At 69.6% G+C, this 17,768-nt stretch carries 14 protein-coding genes; 7 read left to right on the forward strand and 7 right to left on the reverse strand.

Annotated elements, in window-relative coordinates; all coding sequences use genetic code 11:
- Positions 1–33: 33 nt before the first annotated feature.
- From PV419_RS04225 to PV419_RS04245, 5 genes are all read right to left on the reverse strand, one after another.
- A complete protein-coding gene (locus PV419_RS04225) occupies positions 34–2,472 on the reverse strand; it encodes an alpha-L-arabinofuranosidase C-terminal domain-containing protein (RefSeq protein ID WP_319686301.1) in 2,439 nt (812 codons plus the stop codon).
- 43 nt (positions 2,473–2,515) lie between these two features.
- A complete protein-coding gene (locus PV419_RS04230) occupies positions 2,516–4,033 on the reverse strand; it encodes an alpha-N-arabinofuranosidase (RefSeq protein ID WP_319686302.1) in 1,518 nt (505 codons plus the stop codon).
- Between the two features lie 133 nt (positions 4,034–4,166).
- Positions 4,167–5,312, reverse strand: coding sequence for a galactonate dehydratase (gene dgoD, locus PV419_RS04235; RefSeq protein WP_319686303.1), 1,146 nt, complete (start codon positions 5,310–5,312; stop codon positions 4,167–4,169).
- 105 nt (positions 5,313–5,417) lie between these two features.
- Entirely contained in the window at positions 5,418–6,182 is a 765-nt protein-coding gene (locus tag PV419_RS04240; protein ID WP_319686304.1) for an SDR family NAD(P)-dependent oxidoreductase, read from the reverse strand.
- The gene (locus PV419_RS04245; RefSeq protein WP_319686305.1) at positions 6,179–7,231 is read right to left on the reverse strand and encodes a LacI family DNA-binding transcriptional regulator; all 1,053 of its coding nucleotides are present in this window, start codon (positions 7,229–7,231) and stop codon (positions 6,179–6,181) included. The genes PV419_RS04240 and PV419_RS04245 overlap by 4 nt, the downstream gene beginning before the upstream one ends.
- Positions 7,232–7,850: 619 nt before the next feature.
- On the opposite strand from PV419_RS04245, the gene PV419_RS04250 reads away from it, so the two are divergent.
- From PV419_RS04250 to PV419_RS04275, 6 genes are read left to right on the forward strand one after another with little or no spacing between them, the layout of a single operon-like run.
- Complete coding sequence (locus PV419_RS04250) at positions 7,851–9,200, forward strand: extracellular solute-binding protein (protein ID WP_319686306.1); 1,350 nt, start codon at positions 7,851–7,853, stop codon at positions 9,198–9,200.
- Positions 9,197–10,246, forward strand: coding sequence for a sugar ABC transporter permease (locus tag PV419_RS04255; RefSeq protein WP_319686307.1), 1,050 nt, complete (start codon positions 9,197–9,199; stop codon positions 10,244–10,246). The genes PV419_RS04250 and PV419_RS04255 overlap by 4 nt, the downstream gene beginning before the upstream one ends.
- Positions 10,243–11,064, forward strand: coding sequence for a carbohydrate ABC transporter permease (locus tag PV419_RS04260; protein ID WP_319686308.1), 822 nt, complete (start codon positions 10,243–10,245; stop codon positions 11,062–11,064). Before PV419_RS04255 ends, PV419_RS04260 begins: the two co-directional genes overlap by 4 nt.
- Positions 11,061–11,732, forward strand: a complete 672-nt coding sequence (locus PV419_RS04265; protein ID WP_319686309.1) for a bifunctional 4-hydroxy-2-oxoglutarate aldolase/2-dehydro-3-deoxy-phosphogluconate aldolase — start codon at positions 11,061–11,063, stop codon at positions 11,730–11,732. The genes PV419_RS04260 and PV419_RS04265 overlap by 4 nt, the downstream gene beginning before the upstream one ends.
- Positions 11,729–12,697: a sugar kinase gene (locus PV419_RS04270; protein ID WP_319686310.1), complete on the forward strand. Its 969-nt coding sequence runs from the start codon at positions 11,729–11,731 to the stop codon at positions 12,695–12,697. The genes PV419_RS04265 and PV419_RS04270 overlap by 4 nt, the downstream gene beginning before the upstream one ends.
- Positions 12,698–12,726: 29 nt before the next feature.
- Entirely contained in the window at positions 12,727–13,803 is a 1,077-nt protein-coding gene (locus PV419_RS04275; protein WP_319686311.1) for a lactonase family protein, read from the forward strand.
- 9 nt (positions 13,804–13,812) lie between these two features.
- Here PV419_RS04275 and PV419_RS04280 read toward each other — a convergent pair whose 3' ends face one another.
- Positions 13,813–14,466 (reverse strand): class I SAM-dependent methyltransferase, encoded by a 654-nt coding sequence (locus PV419_RS04280; protein WP_319686312.1) that lies wholly within the window; start codon positions 14,464–14,466, stop codon positions 13,813–13,815.
- A gap of 218 nt (positions 14,467–14,684) precedes the next feature.
- Between PV419_RS04280 and PV419_RS04285 the strand changes: the two genes are divergently transcribed.
- Positions 14,685–15,884 carry a serine hydrolase domain-containing protein gene (locus tag PV419_RS04285; RefSeq protein ID WP_319686313.1) on the forward strand — a complete coding sequence of 400 codons (1,200 nt, stop codon included), beginning with the start codon at positions 14,685–14,687 and terminating at the stop codon, positions 15,882–15,884.
- 28 nt (positions 15,885–15,912) lie between these two features.
- On the opposite strand, the gene PV419_RS04290 is transcribed toward PV419_RS04285, so the two are convergent.
- Positions 15,913–17,481, reverse strand: coding sequence for a ricin-type beta-trefoil lectin domain protein (locus PV419_RS04290; RefSeq protein WP_319686314.1), 1,569 nt, complete (start codon positions 17,479–17,481; stop codon positions 15,913–15,915).
- Between the last annotated feature and the right edge of the window lie 287 nt (positions 17,482–17,768).

The following is a 17,768-nucleotide window of genomic DNA, read 5'->3' on the forward strand; positions in this document are numbered from 1 at the left end:
AGGCCCGCTCAGGCATCGGGCGTGCGGATCGGGTCACGGCTGATCACTTCCTGGCCGAGTGCGCAGAACGGTGAAGGAATGGGGCGGGATGTCGCAGACCGGCCCGGGCAGTCGGTCCTCGACCGGGGCGGCCGGGGCGGGCTCGAACCGGCTGGTGGCGTCCGGGGTGACGGCGAGGGTGGTCCGTGCGAAACCGGCGTCGCCGTCCACGCCGGCCAGCCGGATACGGACGGTGACGGGCTCGGGCGTGGAGTTGGCGACCTTGATGATCACATCGCCTGCGGAGCTGTCACGGACAGCCGAGATGGCGAAGACCTCAGGGGTCGCCGGGGCGTCCTCGATGTCGTGGATGAGTTCGCCGTCGCAGTAGCAGCGGATGCGCCGGCCGTCCACCTCGACCCGCAGGTCGTACCAGCGGCCGGTCTCGACCGGGACGGCCACGGGGTCGTTGAGGTCGTGCGGCACGCCGTCGTCCACCCGCTGGAGGCGCGTCCAGCGGTTCTGCCAGCCGCCGACCGACCACTGGTACCAGTCGCCAGGGGAGGTCACGGCGAAGCCGATGACGAAGCCTTCGCCGCCGCCGATCTTCCTGGCCCGTGCCGAGAAGGCGTACGACGTGCCGTCCACCGCGTCCGCCAGCAGCAGTCTGGCGCCGCTGCCGTTCGCCGTCTGACGGATGCCGCCCGCGCCGTCCGGCTCCCAGGTGCCGGACTCGGTGTCCCAGCCGGCGAAGTCCGGGACCGGCGCGGGTTCGGCGCCCAGAGGGCCGATACGGGCATCGGTGAATTCGGCGCGGGTGTCCGCGCTGGTCCCGATGTGGACACCGTGCCGGGCGGCGTCGGGGACGGGCGGCGCCTGGGGGGCTCCGGCGACGGTGACCGGCAGGGCCGTGTCCCCAAAGTTCACCGAGTGCATCCGCTGGACGTGGTAGTTGACGGTGGGCCAGACGTGGGTGTTGTCGAAGTAGATCAGGTCGGGTGCCCACTGGGTGTGGCCGCGCTTGGCGAGCAGCGGCGCGTAGGAGGCCAGGCGGACGACATCGCCGTTGCGCTCCATGGCGATCATGTAGGCCGCCTCCGCGACCGCGCTGCGGCCGTCGTTGCCCCAGCTCCCGTACTCGCCGATGTACAGGTGCGGGCCCTGGCGGTCCATCGTGTCGAAGCGACGGGTGTTCTCCAGGAACCAGCGCGGGGATTTGTAGGAGTGCTCGTCGACGACGGGGACACCCCTCTCGCGTGCGAACGCCCAGCCCTTTTCCCATTCCTCGCCGCAGGGCGAAGGGCCCACGGTGCCGACGACCGTGATCTCGGGGTGGTGTTCGCTGAGGGCATCGTGGATGCGGGAGAAGCGGTCGCGGAAGGTATCGGTGATGGTGTCCTCGTTGCCCACCCCCAGATATTCGAGGCCGAACGGCTCGGGGTGCCCGGCGGCGGCGCGCAGGGCGCCCCACGGGGAGTCGGCGGGGCCGTTGGCCCACTCCACCAGGGCCAGTACCTCGGCGATGTAGCCGGGCATCTCCTCCTGGGGGAGTCCGACCTGGCCGGTCACCCGCGTGTTCTGGCAGCAGACCCCGGCCGGAACGACGGGCAGCGGCTTGGCGCCGATGTCCTCGCAGAACTGAAAGTACTCGTAGTAGCCCAGGCCCATGGACTGGTGGTAGCCCCACAAGTTGGGCAGCTGCCGACGGGCCTGCAGCGGTCCGATGGTGGCGGGCCAGCGGTACATGTTGGCCAGCCCCAGCCCGTGCGCGACACAGCCGCCGGGGAAACGCACGAACTTCGGCTTCAGATCCGCAATCGCCTGGGCCAAGTCGGCGCGCAGGCCGCCGGGCCGACCGCGGAGGGTGGCTTGTGGAAAGAGCGAGACCAGGTCCAGATGGACGGTGCCGACCCCGGACGCCACCACAGCGAACCTGGCGTCCTGGTCGGTCCCTTCACAAGTGATCACCGCTGTGTGACGCTGCCAGGACCCGTGGAGCGGACCCAGCTCCGCCTGGCCGTGGACCCGGCTGCCGTCCGGGCTCTCGATCCGCGCCACCAGTCGGTCCGCGGTGCCGTCCGCCAGGCGGGCGAAGAGGCTGACGTCGTAGCGTTCGCCCGCCCGGACGGCGATGCCGTCAAAACCCTCGTTGCGCAGCCCCGCCCCGCGACCCGCCGCACGGACGGCGGTGGTGCGCAGCACCGCGTGGTGCGGGCTGGCCTCATCAAGCGGTGCGTCAGTGGACACCGCGACCGACCCGACGGCGCCGTCCCGCTCCAGCAACTCCCAGGCGGTCAGGGCGTGCCATTCCGGCCGGTCGGCGGAGCTGTATGCGAAGGACCGGTTCTGCACCAGCTCGGCGTAGAGACCTCCGTCCGCCGCGTAGTTGATGTCCTCGAAGAACACTCCGAACAAGTCGGACGAGATGGCGGTGCCCGGTGCCCTCGCGTCCACCTCGACGACCGTCTCGACGGGTTCGGTGGATTCAGTCATCGTCATTCTCTCCTTGGATTGGCGATGGGCGGTGGTGCGCCGGTCAGGCCAGTGGGGCCTGGACGGTGAGGAACGAGTGAGGCGGCAGGGTCAGGGTCAGACCCCGGTCGGTGGCGGTCAGGGCGTCGAACGGGCGCGGGGCGACCGCTGTGGGGGTGTCCGGGGTGTTGTGGGCTTGGAGCCGGTCAGCCGTCAGAAGGCGGGCGGTCGGTTGGCCGACGGAGCCGCCGCGCAGGTCGAGTGTCACCTCGGCGGGCTCCTCGGCGTCCAGGTTGGTCAGCGAGATGAGGACCGTCCCGTCCTTGACGCTGGCCGACGCGGACAGGGTGTCCAGTTCAGTGTCCGCCACGCGGCGGCGGGCGTTCTCCGTGCGCAGGTGGACGGCGAGCGAGGCGGCGTCCTGGTGGCCCTTGTTCATCTCGAACACGTGGTAGGTCGGGGTCAGGACCAGCGCGTCGCCGTCGGTGAGCACCATCGCCTGGAGCACGTTGACGGTCTGGGCGATATTGGCCATGGACAGGCGCGCGGCGTGCTTGTGGAAGATGTCGAAGTGGGTGCCGGCCACCAGCGCGTCGCGCAGGGAATTCTGCTGGTACAGGAAGCCGGGGTTGGTGCCCGGCTCGACGTCCCACCAGGTGCCCCACTCGTCCAGCACCAGGCCGACCGTCTGACCGGGGTCGTAGCAGTCCATGACCGTGGAGTGGCCGGTGAGGATACGGTCGATCTTCCGAGCGGAGAGCATCGTCCGGTAGTAGTCGTCCGTGTCGAAGACGGTGGCGCTGCCCTTCGCGTCCCAGGGACCGGCCATCGTGTAGTAGTGGACGGAGATCCCCTGGAAGAAGTTGCGCGGGGTGGCCTCGCAGCCGAAGCAGCTGATCTGCTGCATCAGCGTCTCGGTCCACTTGTAGTCGTCCGCGTTCGCGCCCGAGGCGATGCGGTAGAGCTTGTTGTCGCCGTGGTCCCGGCAGTACGTGGAGTACTGACGGGCCAGGTCGGCGAAGTACTCGGCGCGCATGTTGCCACCGCAGCCCCAGGTCTCGTTGCCGATGCCCCAGAACTTCACCCGCCAGGGCTCGTCGCGGCCATTGGCCTTGCGCAGCCGCACCATGGGGCTGTCGCCGTCACGAGTCAGGTACTCGACCCACTCGCTCATCTCCTGGACGGTGCCGCTGCCCACGTTGCCGCTGATGTACGGCTCGGCGCCGAGCAGTTCGCACAGGGCCATGAACTCGTGGGTTCCGAAATGGTTGTTCTCCTCCACGTTGCCCCAGTGCGTGTTGACCATCCTGGGGCGCTGGTCCCGGGGGCCGATGCCGTCCTTCCAGTGGTACTCGTCGGCGAAGCAGCCGCCGGGCCAGCGCAGATTGGGGATGTTCAGGGCACGCAGGGCTTGCACGATGTCCAGACGGATGCCGCCCTCGTTGGGTATCGGCGAGTCCTCCCCGACCCAGAAGCCGTCGTAGATGCAGCGGCCGAGGTGTTCGGCGAAGTGGCCGTACAGGTGTCGGCTGATCTTCGGGCCTTCGATGTCGAGGTTGATGACCGCGGTGGCGTTCGGCACGGATGTACTCCAGTGTGAGTGTTTGTATCGTTAAAAAACTTGCATTGCGTTGCGGATGTGTCAAGAGAGGTGAGCGGGTGGCGACGGCGGTGTGTCGACCGCCGCCACCCGCTCCGCGCGGACCGTCCTGCTGCTACCAGGAGGCCAGGGAGCCGTCGGCGTTGCGCCACATGGGGTTGCGCCAGCTGTGTCCGCGTTCGGCGGCGGACCGGACCGCGTCCTCGTCGATGGTGATACCGAGGCCGGGCGCGGTCAGCCGGGGGATGTAGCCGCCCTCGGCCGTGAAGGGTGAGGGATCGAGGAGGTAGTTCAGCAGTCCGCTGCTGTCGCCGTATCCGATGCCGAGCGCCTGTTCCTGGATGAGGAAGTTGGGCGCGGCGAGGTCGAGTTGCAGGCTCGCGGCCAGGGCGATCGGGCCAAGCGGGCAGTGCGGCGCGACCAGGACGTCATAGGCTTCCGCCATGGCCGCGATCCGCCGGGTCTCGGAGATGCCTCCCGCGTGGCTGATGTCGGGCTGGGCCACGGCAATGCCGTCGGACAGCACGGAGCGGAAGTCCCAGCGGGAGTAGAGCCGCTCGCCGGTGGCGATGGGGATCGAGGTGGAGCGCACCACGGAGCCGAGATCCTGGGTGAACTCCGGCAGGACCGGTTCCTCCACGAACATCGGCAGCAGTGGCTCGAGGAGCGGCAGCACGCGGCGGGACATCGCCCCGCTGAAGCGGCCGTGGAAGTCCAGCGCCACATCGCGCTCCGGCCCGATCGCCTCTCGCACCGCGGCCACCCGGGCCACCATGGCATTGATGGTGGCCGGAGTGTCGAGCGGCTCCAGCTGGCCGCAGGGGTTCATCTTGACCGCGGTCAGGCCCTTCGCGACCTGCTCGGCCGCCGAGTCGGCCAGCTCCTGCAAGGTCTCCCCGCCCACCCAGCCGTAGATGCGCACCCGGTCGCGCACATGGCCGCCGAGGAGCTGGTGAACCGGGACGCCGAGCGCCTTGCCCGCGATGTCCCACAGGGCCTGGTCGATGCCCGCCAGGGCGCTGTTGAGGACAGCGCCGCCGCGGTAGAAGCCACCCTTGGCGAGGACCTGCCAGTGTTCCTCGATGCGGGTGGGATCCTGTCCGATGAGGTAGTCGAACATCTCCTCGACGCATTGGGCAACGGTGCGCGCCTTGCCTTCGACAATGGGCTCGCCCCAGCCGGCTATGCCCTCGTCGGTGTCGATGCGCAGGAAAAGCCAGCGCGGTTCGACGAGGAAGAGTTCGTATCCGGTGATCTTCACGTGCGGGTCTCCAGGTCCTGGTGGCGCACGGCCCGAGGGCCGGCGGCTGTGCGGGGTGGGGGCGGAAGAGGGGCTGGGTTTGGCTGGGTGCGGGGCGCGGGTGGGCTACTCCTGGGCGCTGATACTGCGGCCGCCGTCCACAAGCAGGCTCTGGCCGGTGACGAAGGACGAGTCGTCGGAAGCGAAGTACGCCACCGCCGCGGCGATGTCCTGCGGCGTGCCGAGCCGTCCGGCCGGCGCCCGCGCGCCCGCCTCGGCGAGTTGCTCGGGGGGGGTGTCCGCCCACAAGGCCGTGTACACGGAACCGGGGAGGACGGCGTTGAACCTCACCTGTCCGCCGTATTCGACGGCCAGCTGGCGCACCAGACCACCGATACCGGCCTTGGCCGCGGCGTACGCGGGGTAGCCCTTGAAGCCCAGGGCCGCGTGGATGGACGAGGTGACCACCACCGCGCCACGGACCGCTCGGAGCTGTGGCACCGCGGCCCGCACGCCATAGAACACCGAATCCAGACACAGCCGCAACTGGTGGTGCCAGGATTCGTCGTCCAGCTCGTGTGCCGCCCCGTACAGGTTGCGGCCGGCGTTGAGATGGAGGACGTCGAGACGGCCGGTCCAGGACTGGGCGTGCCGGATGGCCTCGTCCCACTCGTCGGGCGAGGTGACATCGAGGCGGCGGTCCTGGGCCTGTCCTCCCTTGGCGCGGATCTCCTCGGCCACGCGGCGCGCGCCCTCGCCGTCGACGTCGGTGACCAGGGCCAAGGCTCCTTCGGCGGCGAGCCGGTGCGCGGTGGCCGCGCCGATTCCGGAGGCCGCCGCAGTGAGCAGCGCCGTACGGCCCGAGAAGCGGGACAGTCCTGCGGAGGTCATGGTGTTGCTCCTGGTGCTGTCGTGGAACCGCGCGACACCAGTCGCGGCTCGGTGGGTACGACGATGTCTCCCATCAGTGTCCCCTCGATGGCGGCGACCAGAGCGTCCACGGCCGTGGTCCCCAGGTCGTACAGGGGCATGGCCACGGTGGTCAGCGGTGGGCAGAGGTGGCCGGCGACGGGGAGGTCGTCGTTGCCGACCACGGACACGTCCTCGGGGATGCGCAGCCCCAGGGACCGGATCGCCCCCATGGCACCGATGGCCTGCGCGAGGGAGCTGGTATAGAGGGCCGTGACGGGCAGCGGGCCGCCCCCCTTGACCATGCCGAGCAGCTGGAGGGTGGCGGACACGCCGCCGTCCTCGGTGAAGTCGCCGGAGGCGACGGGTGCGGCATGCAGCCCCAGTTGTTTCGCGTGGAGCAAGAACGCCTCGGTGCGGGCGTCGCTCGGGGTGATTCCGGGCGGGCCGGCGATGTGGCCGATCGCCCGGTGGCCGAGGCTGTGGAGGTGGTCGAGGGCGGTGATGCTGGAGCGGGCGACATCCATGGTGACGTTGCGACCGGATCCATCGACCGACCGATTGAGGAACACATGGGGGATGGAGCTGCGGCGCACGGTGTCCACCAGGGAATGGCCGGGGCGCGCCGAGGCGATGAGCAGTCCGTCGACCCGGCCGTCCTGCACCAGGTCACTGAAGGACTCATCCGCTTCCTGCCCGTCGAAATCCTCGGCGAGCAGGGAGAGATAGCCCAGTTCACGGGCCCTTTGGTAGGCGCCGCGGGCGATGGTGACGTAGGTGGGGTTGGCCAGGGCGGGCACCAGCAGGGCGAGGGCGTGAGTGCTGGCGCCGGCCAGCGCCCGGGCCCCGGAGTGGGGACGGTAGCCGAGTGTCCGGGCGGCCTCGTGGACGCGCTGCCGGGTTTCCTCGCGTACGGACAGGTCGCGGCCGTTGAGCACCTTGGACACGGTGGCTTTGGAGACCCCGGCCGCCTCGGCGACGTCCACGAGTTTCGCCCGGACCGGCTGCACGGGGACGGGGGGCTCCGGCATTTCCAGTTCTCCTTCTCGATGGCCCAACACCTTTACTTGTTCGACCAACCGAACGATGTTCAACCTCTTGACATCCTGTGACGTCGGAATTTAACGTTCGCCGCAGTTTCAGTCAACCGGTTTCCCAGGGCGAAATGCGCAAGTCTCAACACAAGCCCAAAGATCCGGAAGTTTCCATCCATAACAGACATGCCGACGTTGGTCGGCGATGGGCGAGGTGTGCGATGAAGCGCTCCGAAAAACCCCTGGTGGCCGCCGCGGCCGCCGCTCGATACGAGTGAGGCCGTCCCCTCACGGACGCACCCCGTACAGCACTGCTTCCGCAGCGGGGCCAAACCCACCGGCCCCCATGCATGGCGACTCCGGCCGTCAAGATCCGGCAACGGCCCCGTAGAACCCCACGAGGGTTCCGCCCACTTCCCGCACCTGCGGTGGGCAATCGACCCCTTCGCCCCTGGGCGGAGCCATGTCGAATCCTTCACGCCCGGTGGCATCCCACGGCAGCGCCATGCGCCGCCCCTGCCCTCTGCCCCTGCCGGAGCGGTTTCCCTCCTCGGCCATCGCGGCCTGCCCTCTCCCCTCCCCTGCTCGGACACCCGCACACGAAAGGCTGACGAACATGTCCTTCCCTGACACGTCCCCCCTCGGACGGCGCCGCTTCCTCACCGTCTCGGCCGGCGCCGCGCTGGCTGCCACCGCGTTGCCCGGCTGCGCCGCATCCGTCGATGACAGCGGTTCCGGCGGCGGTGGCAAGACGACGCTGACGGTCATGTCCGTCGAAAACGAGATGGACAAGAAGACCATCAAGGCCGCGGAAGCAGCGCTGGGCTGCAAGATCAAGCTTGTTCTGTACGACACCACCAAGCTCAACGCCATGCTGGCCAGCAAGACCCCGCCGGACGTGGTGCGCGGTCTCGGCGCGACGGACACGCCGTACTTCGCCGCACGCCAGGTGATGACCGAGCTGGACCCGTACTTCGCCAAGAGCAAGGCACTCAAGGTCGCCGACCTGGACCCGGTCAACGACGTGTGGCGGTTCGACGGGAAGAAGCAGGGCACCGGTCCCCGCTACGGCATGGCCAAGGACTACTCGCAGGACTCGATGTTCTGGTATCGCACCGACCTGCTCGAGGAGGCCAAGCTGGACCTGCCCAGCGAGACCGAGCCGCTCTCCCAGGACGAGTGGCTGGACATGGGCAAGCGCCTGGTCAAGCGTCGGCTCGGCAAGGTCAAGGTGTACGGGGTGAACGCCTCGGGGCTCAGCACCTTCTGTACGATCATGGGGATGACCGCCTCGGCCGGGGGCAACCTGTTCGCCGAGGACCTGGCCTCGGTGGACTTCTCCTCGCCGGAGGCGCTCAAGGCGCTGTCGTGGTACCTGGAGTACGCCCGGGCCGATATCGGCCCGAACGTGGCCAACCCCAACCCGGACGGCTGGGACTGGCCCACCTACCAGGCCGGGCGCATGGCGATGGCCGGCGACGGCTACTGGTTCGGCGGCTCGATCGGCGGTGACGCGAAGCTCGCCAAGGTGTCCCGGTTCGCGCCCGCCCCCCAGCTCGGCAGCCACCGCATCAGCCCCTGCTTCGGTGCCACCGGCTACTGGATTCCCCAGGAGGCCAAGAACAAGGACCTGGCCTGGAAGTTCTTCGAGTGGTACTTCGGCGGCAAGCCGGCCCAGGAGCGGGCGGCCAGTGGCTGGGGCATCCCCACCCTGAAGTCGCTGCACGCGAAGATGCCCCAGAGCACGCCGTTCCAGAAGCAGGCGTACAAGGTGCAGCAGCAGGAGCTGGAGCACTTCTCCATTCTGACCTTCTCCCCGTATGCCCAGCTCACCGCCCTGGACGCGGCCATCAACAAGGTGCTGCCGGGCGCGATCAAGTCCAAAACCTCCGCAGGAAAGATCGCCGACCAGCTCAACGCGGCCATGAACAAGCAGCTCGCCAACGGAAAGAAGGTCCTGGGGTGAGCGTCGAGGTCACCAGGGCCGCCACCGAGCCCCTCGCGCCGCCCCCGCACGGGCGGGCGGCGGGGCGGGCGCGCCACTCCCACTCGGGACGGGCGCCCCGCCCCCGCTCGGTGCAGGCGCGCCGGGCCCGTGCCTTCTACCTCTTCGCCGGCCCGTGGCTGGTGGGCTTCCTGGCGCTGACGGTCTACCCGCTGGGGTACGCGCTGTGGCTGAGCCTCACCGACTCCGACGGGCTCTCCCCCCGCACCCACTTCGTGGGCCTGGCCAACTACAAAGAGGCCCTCAGCGATCCGGACACCCTGCACTCGCTGGCCCGCACCGGGGTGTTCACGGCGATCACCGTGCCGCTGACCATTGTGGCAGGGCTCCTGCTGGCCGTACTGATCAACCAGCCGATCAGGGCCCGCGGCCTGTTCCGCACCCTCCTGTATCTGCCGGCGGTGGTACCGCCGGTCGGCGCCGCGCTCACCTTCAAGCTCATCTTCGACCGCGACTCCGGAGCCGCCAACGGCCTGCTGGACGCCCTCAACATGAACGGTGTCGCCTGGCTGATGGACCCCTACGCCCGCTGGGTGCTGATCATGCTGACGTTGTGGGGAGTCGGCAATGTCATGATCATTTCGCTGGCCGGGCTTCAGGACATCCCCAAGGAGCTGCACGAGGCGGCCCGGATGGATGGGGCCAGCGCCTGGCAGTCCTTCACCCGCATCACGCTGCCACTGCTCTCCCCCGTCCTCTTCTTCCAGGTCGTCACCGGCATCATCGCCGCCCTGCAGAGCTTCATGCCGCTGCTGATCGCGCTCGACCCCACCCCGCACGGCGTCACCGCCGTGCCCGAAAGCAACTACTTCTACATGATCAACGTCTTCGCCCAGTACTTCGCCAACGGCCGGTACGGGTACGCCTCGGCCCTGCTGTGGATCCTGTTCGCCTGCATTCTGGTGATCACCTTCCTCGTCTTCAGGCTCAGCAAGGGCGTGGTCTTCTACAACACGGCCCCGGAAACGGCCACTGCCAAGCCGCGCACGCTCGGAGGCAAGCGATGACCCTGGCCAAGCGCAGTGCCGTCTACATGCTTCTGGTGGCGCTCCTCGTCCTCTTCCTCAGCCCCTTCGGCTGGCTGGCCATCACCGCGCTCAAGGACGCCGGCGAACTGCGGGTCCTGCCCATCCACTGGTGGCCCCACCACCCGTCTCTCGGCAACTTCCAGGACGCGCTGACCCACATCCCCTACCTCGCCTACGCCCGCAACTCCCTGACGATAGCCACCATCTACTCGGTGCTGGTGACCCTGGCCTCGGCCTGGGCCGGCTACGGCTTCGCCCGTCTGGAAGCACGGGGCAAGCGGATCATCTTCGGCCTGCTGATGTCGACGATGATGCTGCCGCATGTCATCACCCTCATCCCCACCTACCTGGTGTTCGCCAAGTTCAATCTGCTGAACACCTATATGCCATGGGTGCTGTGGGGCCTGAGCGGCGCCCCGTACCTGATCTTCCTGTTCCGGCAGTTCTTCTCCAACATGCCGAAGGAACTGGAGGAGGCGGCGATCGTCGACGGCTGCGGACACATCCGCATCTTCTGGCGCATCTTCCTGCCGCAGTCGTGGCCGGTCATCGCCACCAGCCTGATCCTGTCCTTCTCCTGGACCTGGGGTGACTACATCGCCCCCGCCCTGCTGCTGGACAGCGACCGCACCACCCTGGCGGTGAAGCTCGCCACGGGCTACGTGAACGAACACGGCGCCCAGCTCAGCAACCTCGTCGCCGCGGGCGCCGTGATGTACGTCGTGCCCGTGCTCGTGCTCTTCCTGATCATGCAGCGCGGTTTCGTCTCCGGTATCAGCACCTCGGGCCTCAAGTGACCAGCCGTCCGGCCATCACGCCACAGCTGCTGGGCACCCGGGTCATGGCGATCCTCCGGTCGGACGACGGCTCCGGGCTGCCCGCGGTGGCCCGGGCCCTGGCGGCCGGCGGTATCACCTGCCTGGAGGTCACCCTCACCACACCCGGGGCGCTCGACGTCCTGGCCCGTATCCGCGATGACCTGGGATCCGGCGTCGCGGTCGGCGCCGGCACCGTCGTCACCACCGGCCAGGCCCGGGACGCGCTGTCCGCCGGAGCCGAGTTTCTGGTGGCCCCGGGCGTGGACACCGCTGTCATCGGCCACGCGGCGCAGGGCGGCACCCCGTGTTATCCGGGCGCCTGGACGCCGACCGAGGTGGCCACCGCCTGGCAGGCGGGGGCGGCGGCCGTCAAGCTCTTCCCGGCCTGCACCGGCGGCCCCGCCCACCTGCGGCAGTTGCGGGCGCCCCTGCCGCACATCCCGATCGTCGCCGTGGGCGGAGTCGGGATCACCCAGGCACGGTTCTTCATGGACGCGGGCGCCCATGCCGTGGGCGTCGGTTCCCCGCTGCTGTGCGGAGCGGATCGCGATCCGACCCCCGACGCCCTGGACCGCCTCGCCGAAAGAGCACGCACGCTGCTGGAAGCGGTCACCACCGCCGCAGCGGAAAAGGAGGCCGACTCGTGAAGGGTCTCACCACAAAGCCGTATCTCGTGACGGTCGGCGAAGTACTGGGAGTCCTGTCCTCGCCGGAACCCGGTTCGCTCGCCCTGGGGACGACGATGCGCCTGGGGATAGCCGGAGCGGAGTCGAACGTCGCCATCGGAGTCAGCCGCCTCGGCGGATCCGCGACCTGGATCGGCCGCGTCAGCGAGGACGAACTCGGCGAACTGATCCTGCGCGAGCTGCGCGCGGAAGGGGTCACCACCGTCGCCACCCGGGACACCGCCCCCACCTCACTCCTGCTGAAGGAACAACGGATCTCCACCCGCGGTCGCACCCGGTACTACCGCACCCACACCGCGGGAGCCCGGCTCTGCCCACAGGACGTGCCTGAGGACCTCGTGGCCGGCGCGGCCGTTCTGCACATCACCGGGATCACACCGGCGCTGGGCGACGCGCCCGCCCGGGCCGTCCGCCAAGCGGTGGACATCGCCTCCGGCGCCGGAGTGCTGATCTCGCTGGACATCAACTTCCGCTCCCTGCTGTGGGACGAGGCCAAGGCCGGAGACACCCTGCTGCCCCTGCTGCGCAAGGCCGACCTCGTCTTCGCGGGATCGTACGAAGCCCGGCTGATGGTCCCTGAAACGCCCGACAGCGACGGTCCTGAGCAACTCGCCAAGAACATCTGTGCCCTCGGGCCCGCCGGCGCCGTGATCAAGCTGGGAGACGCGGGAGCCTTCGCCCTCCTGGACGGAAAGGAGTACTGGCAGCCCGTCGTACCCGTCCGCGTCCACGACACCGTGGGCGCGGGGGACGCGTTCGCCGCCGGATATCTGGCCGAACTGCTCGCGGGTGAGCCGCCGGAGCGGCGGCTGAGGACGGCGGCTCTCCTCGGTGCCTTCGCGGTCAGCTCGACCGGCGACTGGGAGGGCCTGCCCCGCCGTGCCGAGCTGGCCCTGCTCGACCACCACGACGACATGGTTCGCTGAACACACCCCGGCCCCTCAAGGACCCTCGCATGCCCACACCGACTCCCTCCCCCGACGAGCTGCTCGTCTTCACGGGCTCCTACACACCGGACACCGGCGGCAACGGTGCCGGGCTCGCCGCCGTACGGTTCGCCCCGAAAACCGGCTCGCTGACCGACGAACCCCGGGTGTCCCCGGTACCCGTCAGTGGCGCCTCGTTCCTCGCGGCACACCCGTCTCTGGACGTCATCTACAGCACGAACGAGTCCGACACCGGTGCCGTCAGCGCCGTCGTACGGCAGGACGAGGAGGTGCTGTCCCCGCTCGGAGCCCCGGTCAGCAGCGGCGGCGCCAATCCGTGCCATCTCACCGTCCACCCCGACGGGCACTGGCTGCTGACGGCCAACTACGGCAGCGACACCATGCCGGGCAGCGTGGCTGTGCACCGGCTCGACACGGACGGGCGCATATGCGAGCTGACCGACGTCGCCGTCCACGAAGGGACGGGCCCGGTCGCGGGACGGCAGGAATCCAGCCACGCCCATCAGGTGTTGGTCACCCCGGACGGCCGCTTCGTCCTGGCCACCGATCTGGGAGCGGACGCCGTCTTCACCTACCGTCTCGACACCGGGACGGGACGCCTGCAGCGGATCGCGGTGAACCGGACGCGCCCCGGGTCCGGACCGCGCCACCTGGCGTTCGCGCCCGACGGCGCCTATGCCTGGAGCGCGGACGAACTGTCCTCGACCCTCACCTGCCACCGCTACGACCCCGACACCGGCACCCTGGCCGAGGTCTCCCGCGTCCCCGCCACCACGGTCCCGGACGTCGCCAACCAGCCCGGCGGAATCGTCGCCTCGCCCTGTGGACGCTTCGTCTGGGTGACCAACCGCGGCGCCGACACAGTGGCCGCCTTCCGGGTGACCGGTACCAGCCTCCAGCCGATCGGCGAGGTCCCCAGCGGCGGGATCTGGCCCCGCGGCCTCGCTCTGGTCGCCGGCCACTTGCTCGTGGCCAACCAGCACAGCGGCACACTCGCCGTACTGCGGGTCCTGCCCACCGGAGCCCTCAGTCGGCCCGCCCCGGCAGCACACGTTCCCTCGGTCGTCTGCACCCTCGCCCTTTGAACCTCTCTCTCAGCCAGAGGTGGTCGGCGGTTCCGCGATGCCCATGAAGCTCCCGGCCATGGGCCGGATACGGACCGACCACCCCAGCGCTGTGAGGTCGTCCGTCAGTGTCCGGACCTCGTGGAATACCTTGACGATGCGGTACTGGCTGCCGTCATCGAGTCGGCGCAACGCCGCCGGGACCGGCTGGTCCGCGAGGACTTCCTCCTCCGCGGCGGCCGCGGGGCCATCGTCGATGAAGATCGCTTTGCCCCCCGGCACGAGCCCGGCGGCGACGGTGTTCCAGAAGTCGGGCAACCGCGTCGGCGGGACATGGGAGAGCCAGAAGGCGAAGAACACCGTGTCGTAGCGCTGTGGCGGCCGCCACTCGAACAGGTCGGCCTGGATGAACTGAACGGCGGGGGAAGCGGCACGCGCACGCGCGAGGGCCAACACTTCGGCTGCCGCGTCGACAGCCGTCACCGACTTCGCCCGCGCGGCGAGAAGCGGGGTCCACTGGCCCGTTCCGCAGGCCAGCTCCAGCACATCCCCGGCAACCGGGAGTTCATCAACGACAGCCAGCAACTCCCGCAGCTCTTCGCGCTCCGCGTAGGGCCGGTCGTATTCGGCCGCGCCGGCCCTGTAGTAGGCCATCTGCTCTGCCAGGAGGGCGTCGTCGTCCAATGCGGAATCCTCTCATCGGGGTTCGGTCCGAGCCAAGCGCGCTCGGCTCGCCGGCGTGGTCGCCACGGATACTGTCCGCCTTCACCTTTGGGCAGGGTCAAGAGTCATGGCGTCACTCCGGTACCCCTCCGGTACGACGTGAACGGTGGCTCTCTCGGGTGATGTGGGGCGAACACCGCGATCCCTAGCATGCCGGCCTCACGATCAAGGGGGCACACGTGATCAAGCACAAGCGTGCACTGGGTGGCGCACTCACACTGGCCCTGGCGGTCGGTGTCGCGATGGGCACGTCGACGGGTAACGACATGCCGCGGCGAAACACCGCCGCCACGGTCAACGCCGCCGAGTCCACCAACGCCGCCGACCACGCTCGGCTGCGCGGCCTCCTGCACCGGCTGACCACGGTCGACGGCGGGCCCGGAGCGCTCGTCGAGATGCGGGACCGGCGCGGCGGCGCGATGCTGACCAGCGGTGTCGCGGATGTGAAGAGCCACGCGCCGGTGCGCCGTGACAGCAGGTTCCGGATCGGCAGCATGACCAAACCGTTCGTGGCGACGGTCATGCTCCAGCTGGTGGGAGAGTATCGCGTCGTCCTCGACGCGCCGGTGGAGCGCTATCTGCCCGGCGTCGTCCGCGGACACGGCAACGACGGGCGAAGGATCACCGTCCGTCAGCTGCTGCAGCACACCAGCGGCCTGCCCGACATCCTCACCTACCTCAGCCCGAAGGAGGTCCTCAACGACCCGCTGGCCCACCACGACACGCGTGACCTGGTGAAGATCGCGCTCGCCCATCCCCCGATCTTCGAGCCGGGCACCGGCTGGCGCTACTCCAACACGGGCTACCTGCTGGCCGGCATGGTCATCGAGAAGGTGACCGGCCACACGTACGGCGAGGAGATCCGCCGGCGCATCATCACGCCGCTCGGCCTGCGCGCCACATACGTGCCGGGTGACGCCTCGGCGATCCCCGGACCGCACCCGCGCGGGTACGTGCGGCCGGGCGAGGACGCGCCGCTCATGGACATCACCCTGATCAACCCCTCGGTCGCGGGCTCGGCCGGCGAGATGATCTCCAGCGGTGCCGACCTCAACCGGTTCCTGGACGCGCTCGTACGCGGCAGGCTGCTGCGCCCGGCCCAACTGCGGGAGATGATGAAGACCCGGCCGACCGGCAACCCGGACGGCCGGGCGTACGGCCTCGGTCTGGAGAGCAGGCCACTGCCCTGCGGCGGCCTCTACTGGGGGCACAGCGGCGACATCCTGGGGTACGCGACGGCGGGCGGTGCCACGGTCGACGGCAGGCGGGCGACGGTCATGGTGAACGTCGGCCCGGGTAGTTCGGACGCGCAGGACGACGATATGAAGGCCGCCGTCCGGACGGCGCTCTGCGAGGGCCGGCCCTCGGCCTCTCAGTAGCGCGCCCCCCGGTGGTGGCAACGCCTGATCACTTCGCCCCCGCCTTCCACCGCCGCTCCTCGCCGCCCTGGTCCGGCAGCAGGAACAGCGCGTCGCCCCAGAACGGTGTCACCGCGTGGCCCGAGGCGATCGCCGGGCGGACCACCCCGCGGGAGTCGACGGTGAAGCGCAGGTTCTGGCCGTTACGGCTGTGGAGAGCGGAGCACTCCCAGATGCCGATGCCCTTGTCCGTGGAACCCCGGCTGTCCAGGCAGAAGCCGGGATCGGCGAACGACTGGAGGACACCGCGCGCGGCGTCGACGCGCCAGCGCTGCGTAGCGGAGGACGTGCAGGGCGCGGTGATGACGTCCGTGCCCAGGTCCATCACCCCATCGCGGATGTCGAGGCACAGGTCCGAGGCGACGTTCACCATCTGGGCGTACGTGCCGTTCGGGGGATGGGCCGCAGGCGGCTGAGCCGTCGGTTTCGGCTTGGGCTTGGGCGTCGCCTTCGGGAGCGCCGGCTGTGCCGTCTTCGACGCGGTCGGGGTCGGAGTCGGAGTCGGGCTCGACGACTTCGTCCGCGGCGTCGGGGAGGGGGATGGCGTCCGGGGGGCCGTCACCGTGGGCGTCGGCGAGGACGGTGGCGTGCGGACGCTGCTCGCGGCTTGCACATGCTCCGAACCGCCCGAGACCAACAGATACACCAGCAGCGGGGCCACCGCCGCACCCACGGCCGTAGCACCCAGCGCGATCCGCCGGGAGGGCCACCCGTTCGTGAGTCCGTCGGTGCCGGCTCTGGTCTGCTCGCCCGTGTCGCCCCTGGCGTATGCCGCGCCACCCCACGGGAGCAGTCCCTCCGCCAGCGTCGTGCGGGGAGTGTCGCGCAGCTGCGACAGCTCCTCGTACGCGGTGGCGCAGTGCCCGCAGTGCCCCATGTGGGTGTGCAGATCCGCGTTGCAGCGCTGGGTGCCGGGTCGTACCGACTCCTCGATCAGCCGCTGGAAGCCCTGACAGTGCTGATGGCCGGAAGCGTCCAGCCGGGTCTTCAGCAGGGACTGACGCAGCCGCCAGAGCGCCGGTTCGATGCCGTACGCCACTTCCTGTGGGGACAGGCCCAACAGATTGGCCACCCGCTCCGGCGGCTCCTGTTCGACGACGCCGTACCAGAGCAGGCCCTGCCCACGGGCCGGAAGTTCCTGGAACGCGGCGAGCATCGGGGGAAGAGGGGCCTCGGGGCCGGCCCAGTGCACCCGCGTGAGCAGGTCGGTGTCGAGGCAGGCGGCGCGTTCTTCGGCGGCCCAGGAGGCGGCCACGCGATGTGCCAGCAGGAGGAGTTGGTGGCGCCAGGGGCCGTGGGGTTCGCTGCCGCGGACCGTGTCGCGGGCCGCGAGCGCGAACGCCTGGGCGGTGAGCCGCCGGGCCGCGTTCTCGTCGGCCGTGCACACGCGGGCGTACGCGAGGACCGAGGGACGGTGGCGCCCGCGTAACTCTCGCAGGGCCGGATAGGCGGCCGGGGTGCCCGTCCGCAGCAACTTGGTCAGCTGGGCATCGGACACCTTCCTGAGCACACCATCATCAGCCTCGACGTCACCGTCGTCCCGCGCCGCCCGGGTCATCGCCTGTCTCCCTCGCACCCTCTGCCGCTGTCCGGCGGGCACATCTGCGAACTGAGAGGTACCGGCCGGCTCGGGGTGACCATAGTCGTGGCACAGAGATTCGCGGAATAGGGGTACCGGTGGGTAACCGGGGTGCGCCCCTCCCTCGTACGGGTGAACTTCCCGGCTTTCCGGTGTGGAGTGGCCGCCACAGCCTCGCCGCCCCTACCAGGCATCCCTCGAAGAAACCGCGCTCGTCGCAGCCTGCACAGCCGCCGAAACGTGATCAACAAGAACTGCCGAACACC

Source organism: Streptomyces sp. ME19-01-6 (assembly GCF_033793745.1).
GTDB lineage: Bacteria > Actinomycetota > Actinomycetes > Streptomycetales > Streptomycetaceae > Streptomyces.

Coding starts and splice junctions, on each gene's coding strand:
- PV419_RS04225 (WP_319686301.1), bottom strand. CDS start 2,472: ATGACTGAATCCACCGAACCCGTCGAGACGGTCGTCGAGGTGGACGCG.
- PV419_RS04240 (WP_319686304.1), bottom strand. CDS start 6,182: ATGACCTCCGCAGGACTGTCCCGCTTCTCGGGCCGTACGGCGCTGCTC.
- PV419_RS04245 (WP_319686305.1), bottom strand. CDS start 7,231: ATGCCGGAGCCCCCCGTCCCCGTGCAGCCGGTCCGGGCGAAACTCGTG.
- PV419_RS04250 (WP_319686306.1), top strand. CDS start 7,851: ATGTCCTTCCCTGACACGTCCCCCCTCGGACGGCGCCGCTTCCTCACC.
- PV419_RS04260 (WP_319686308.1), top strand. CDS start 10,243: ATGACCCTGGCCAAGCGCAGTGCCGTCTACATGCTTCTGGTGGCGCTC.
- PV419_RS04275 (WP_319686311.1), top strand. CDS start 12,727: ATGCCCACACCGACTCCCTCCCCCGACGAGCTGCTCGTCTTCACGGGC.
- PV419_RS04290 (WP_319686314.1), bottom strand. CDS start 17,481: ATGACCCGGGCGGCGCGGGACGACGGTGACGTCGAGGCTGATGATGGT.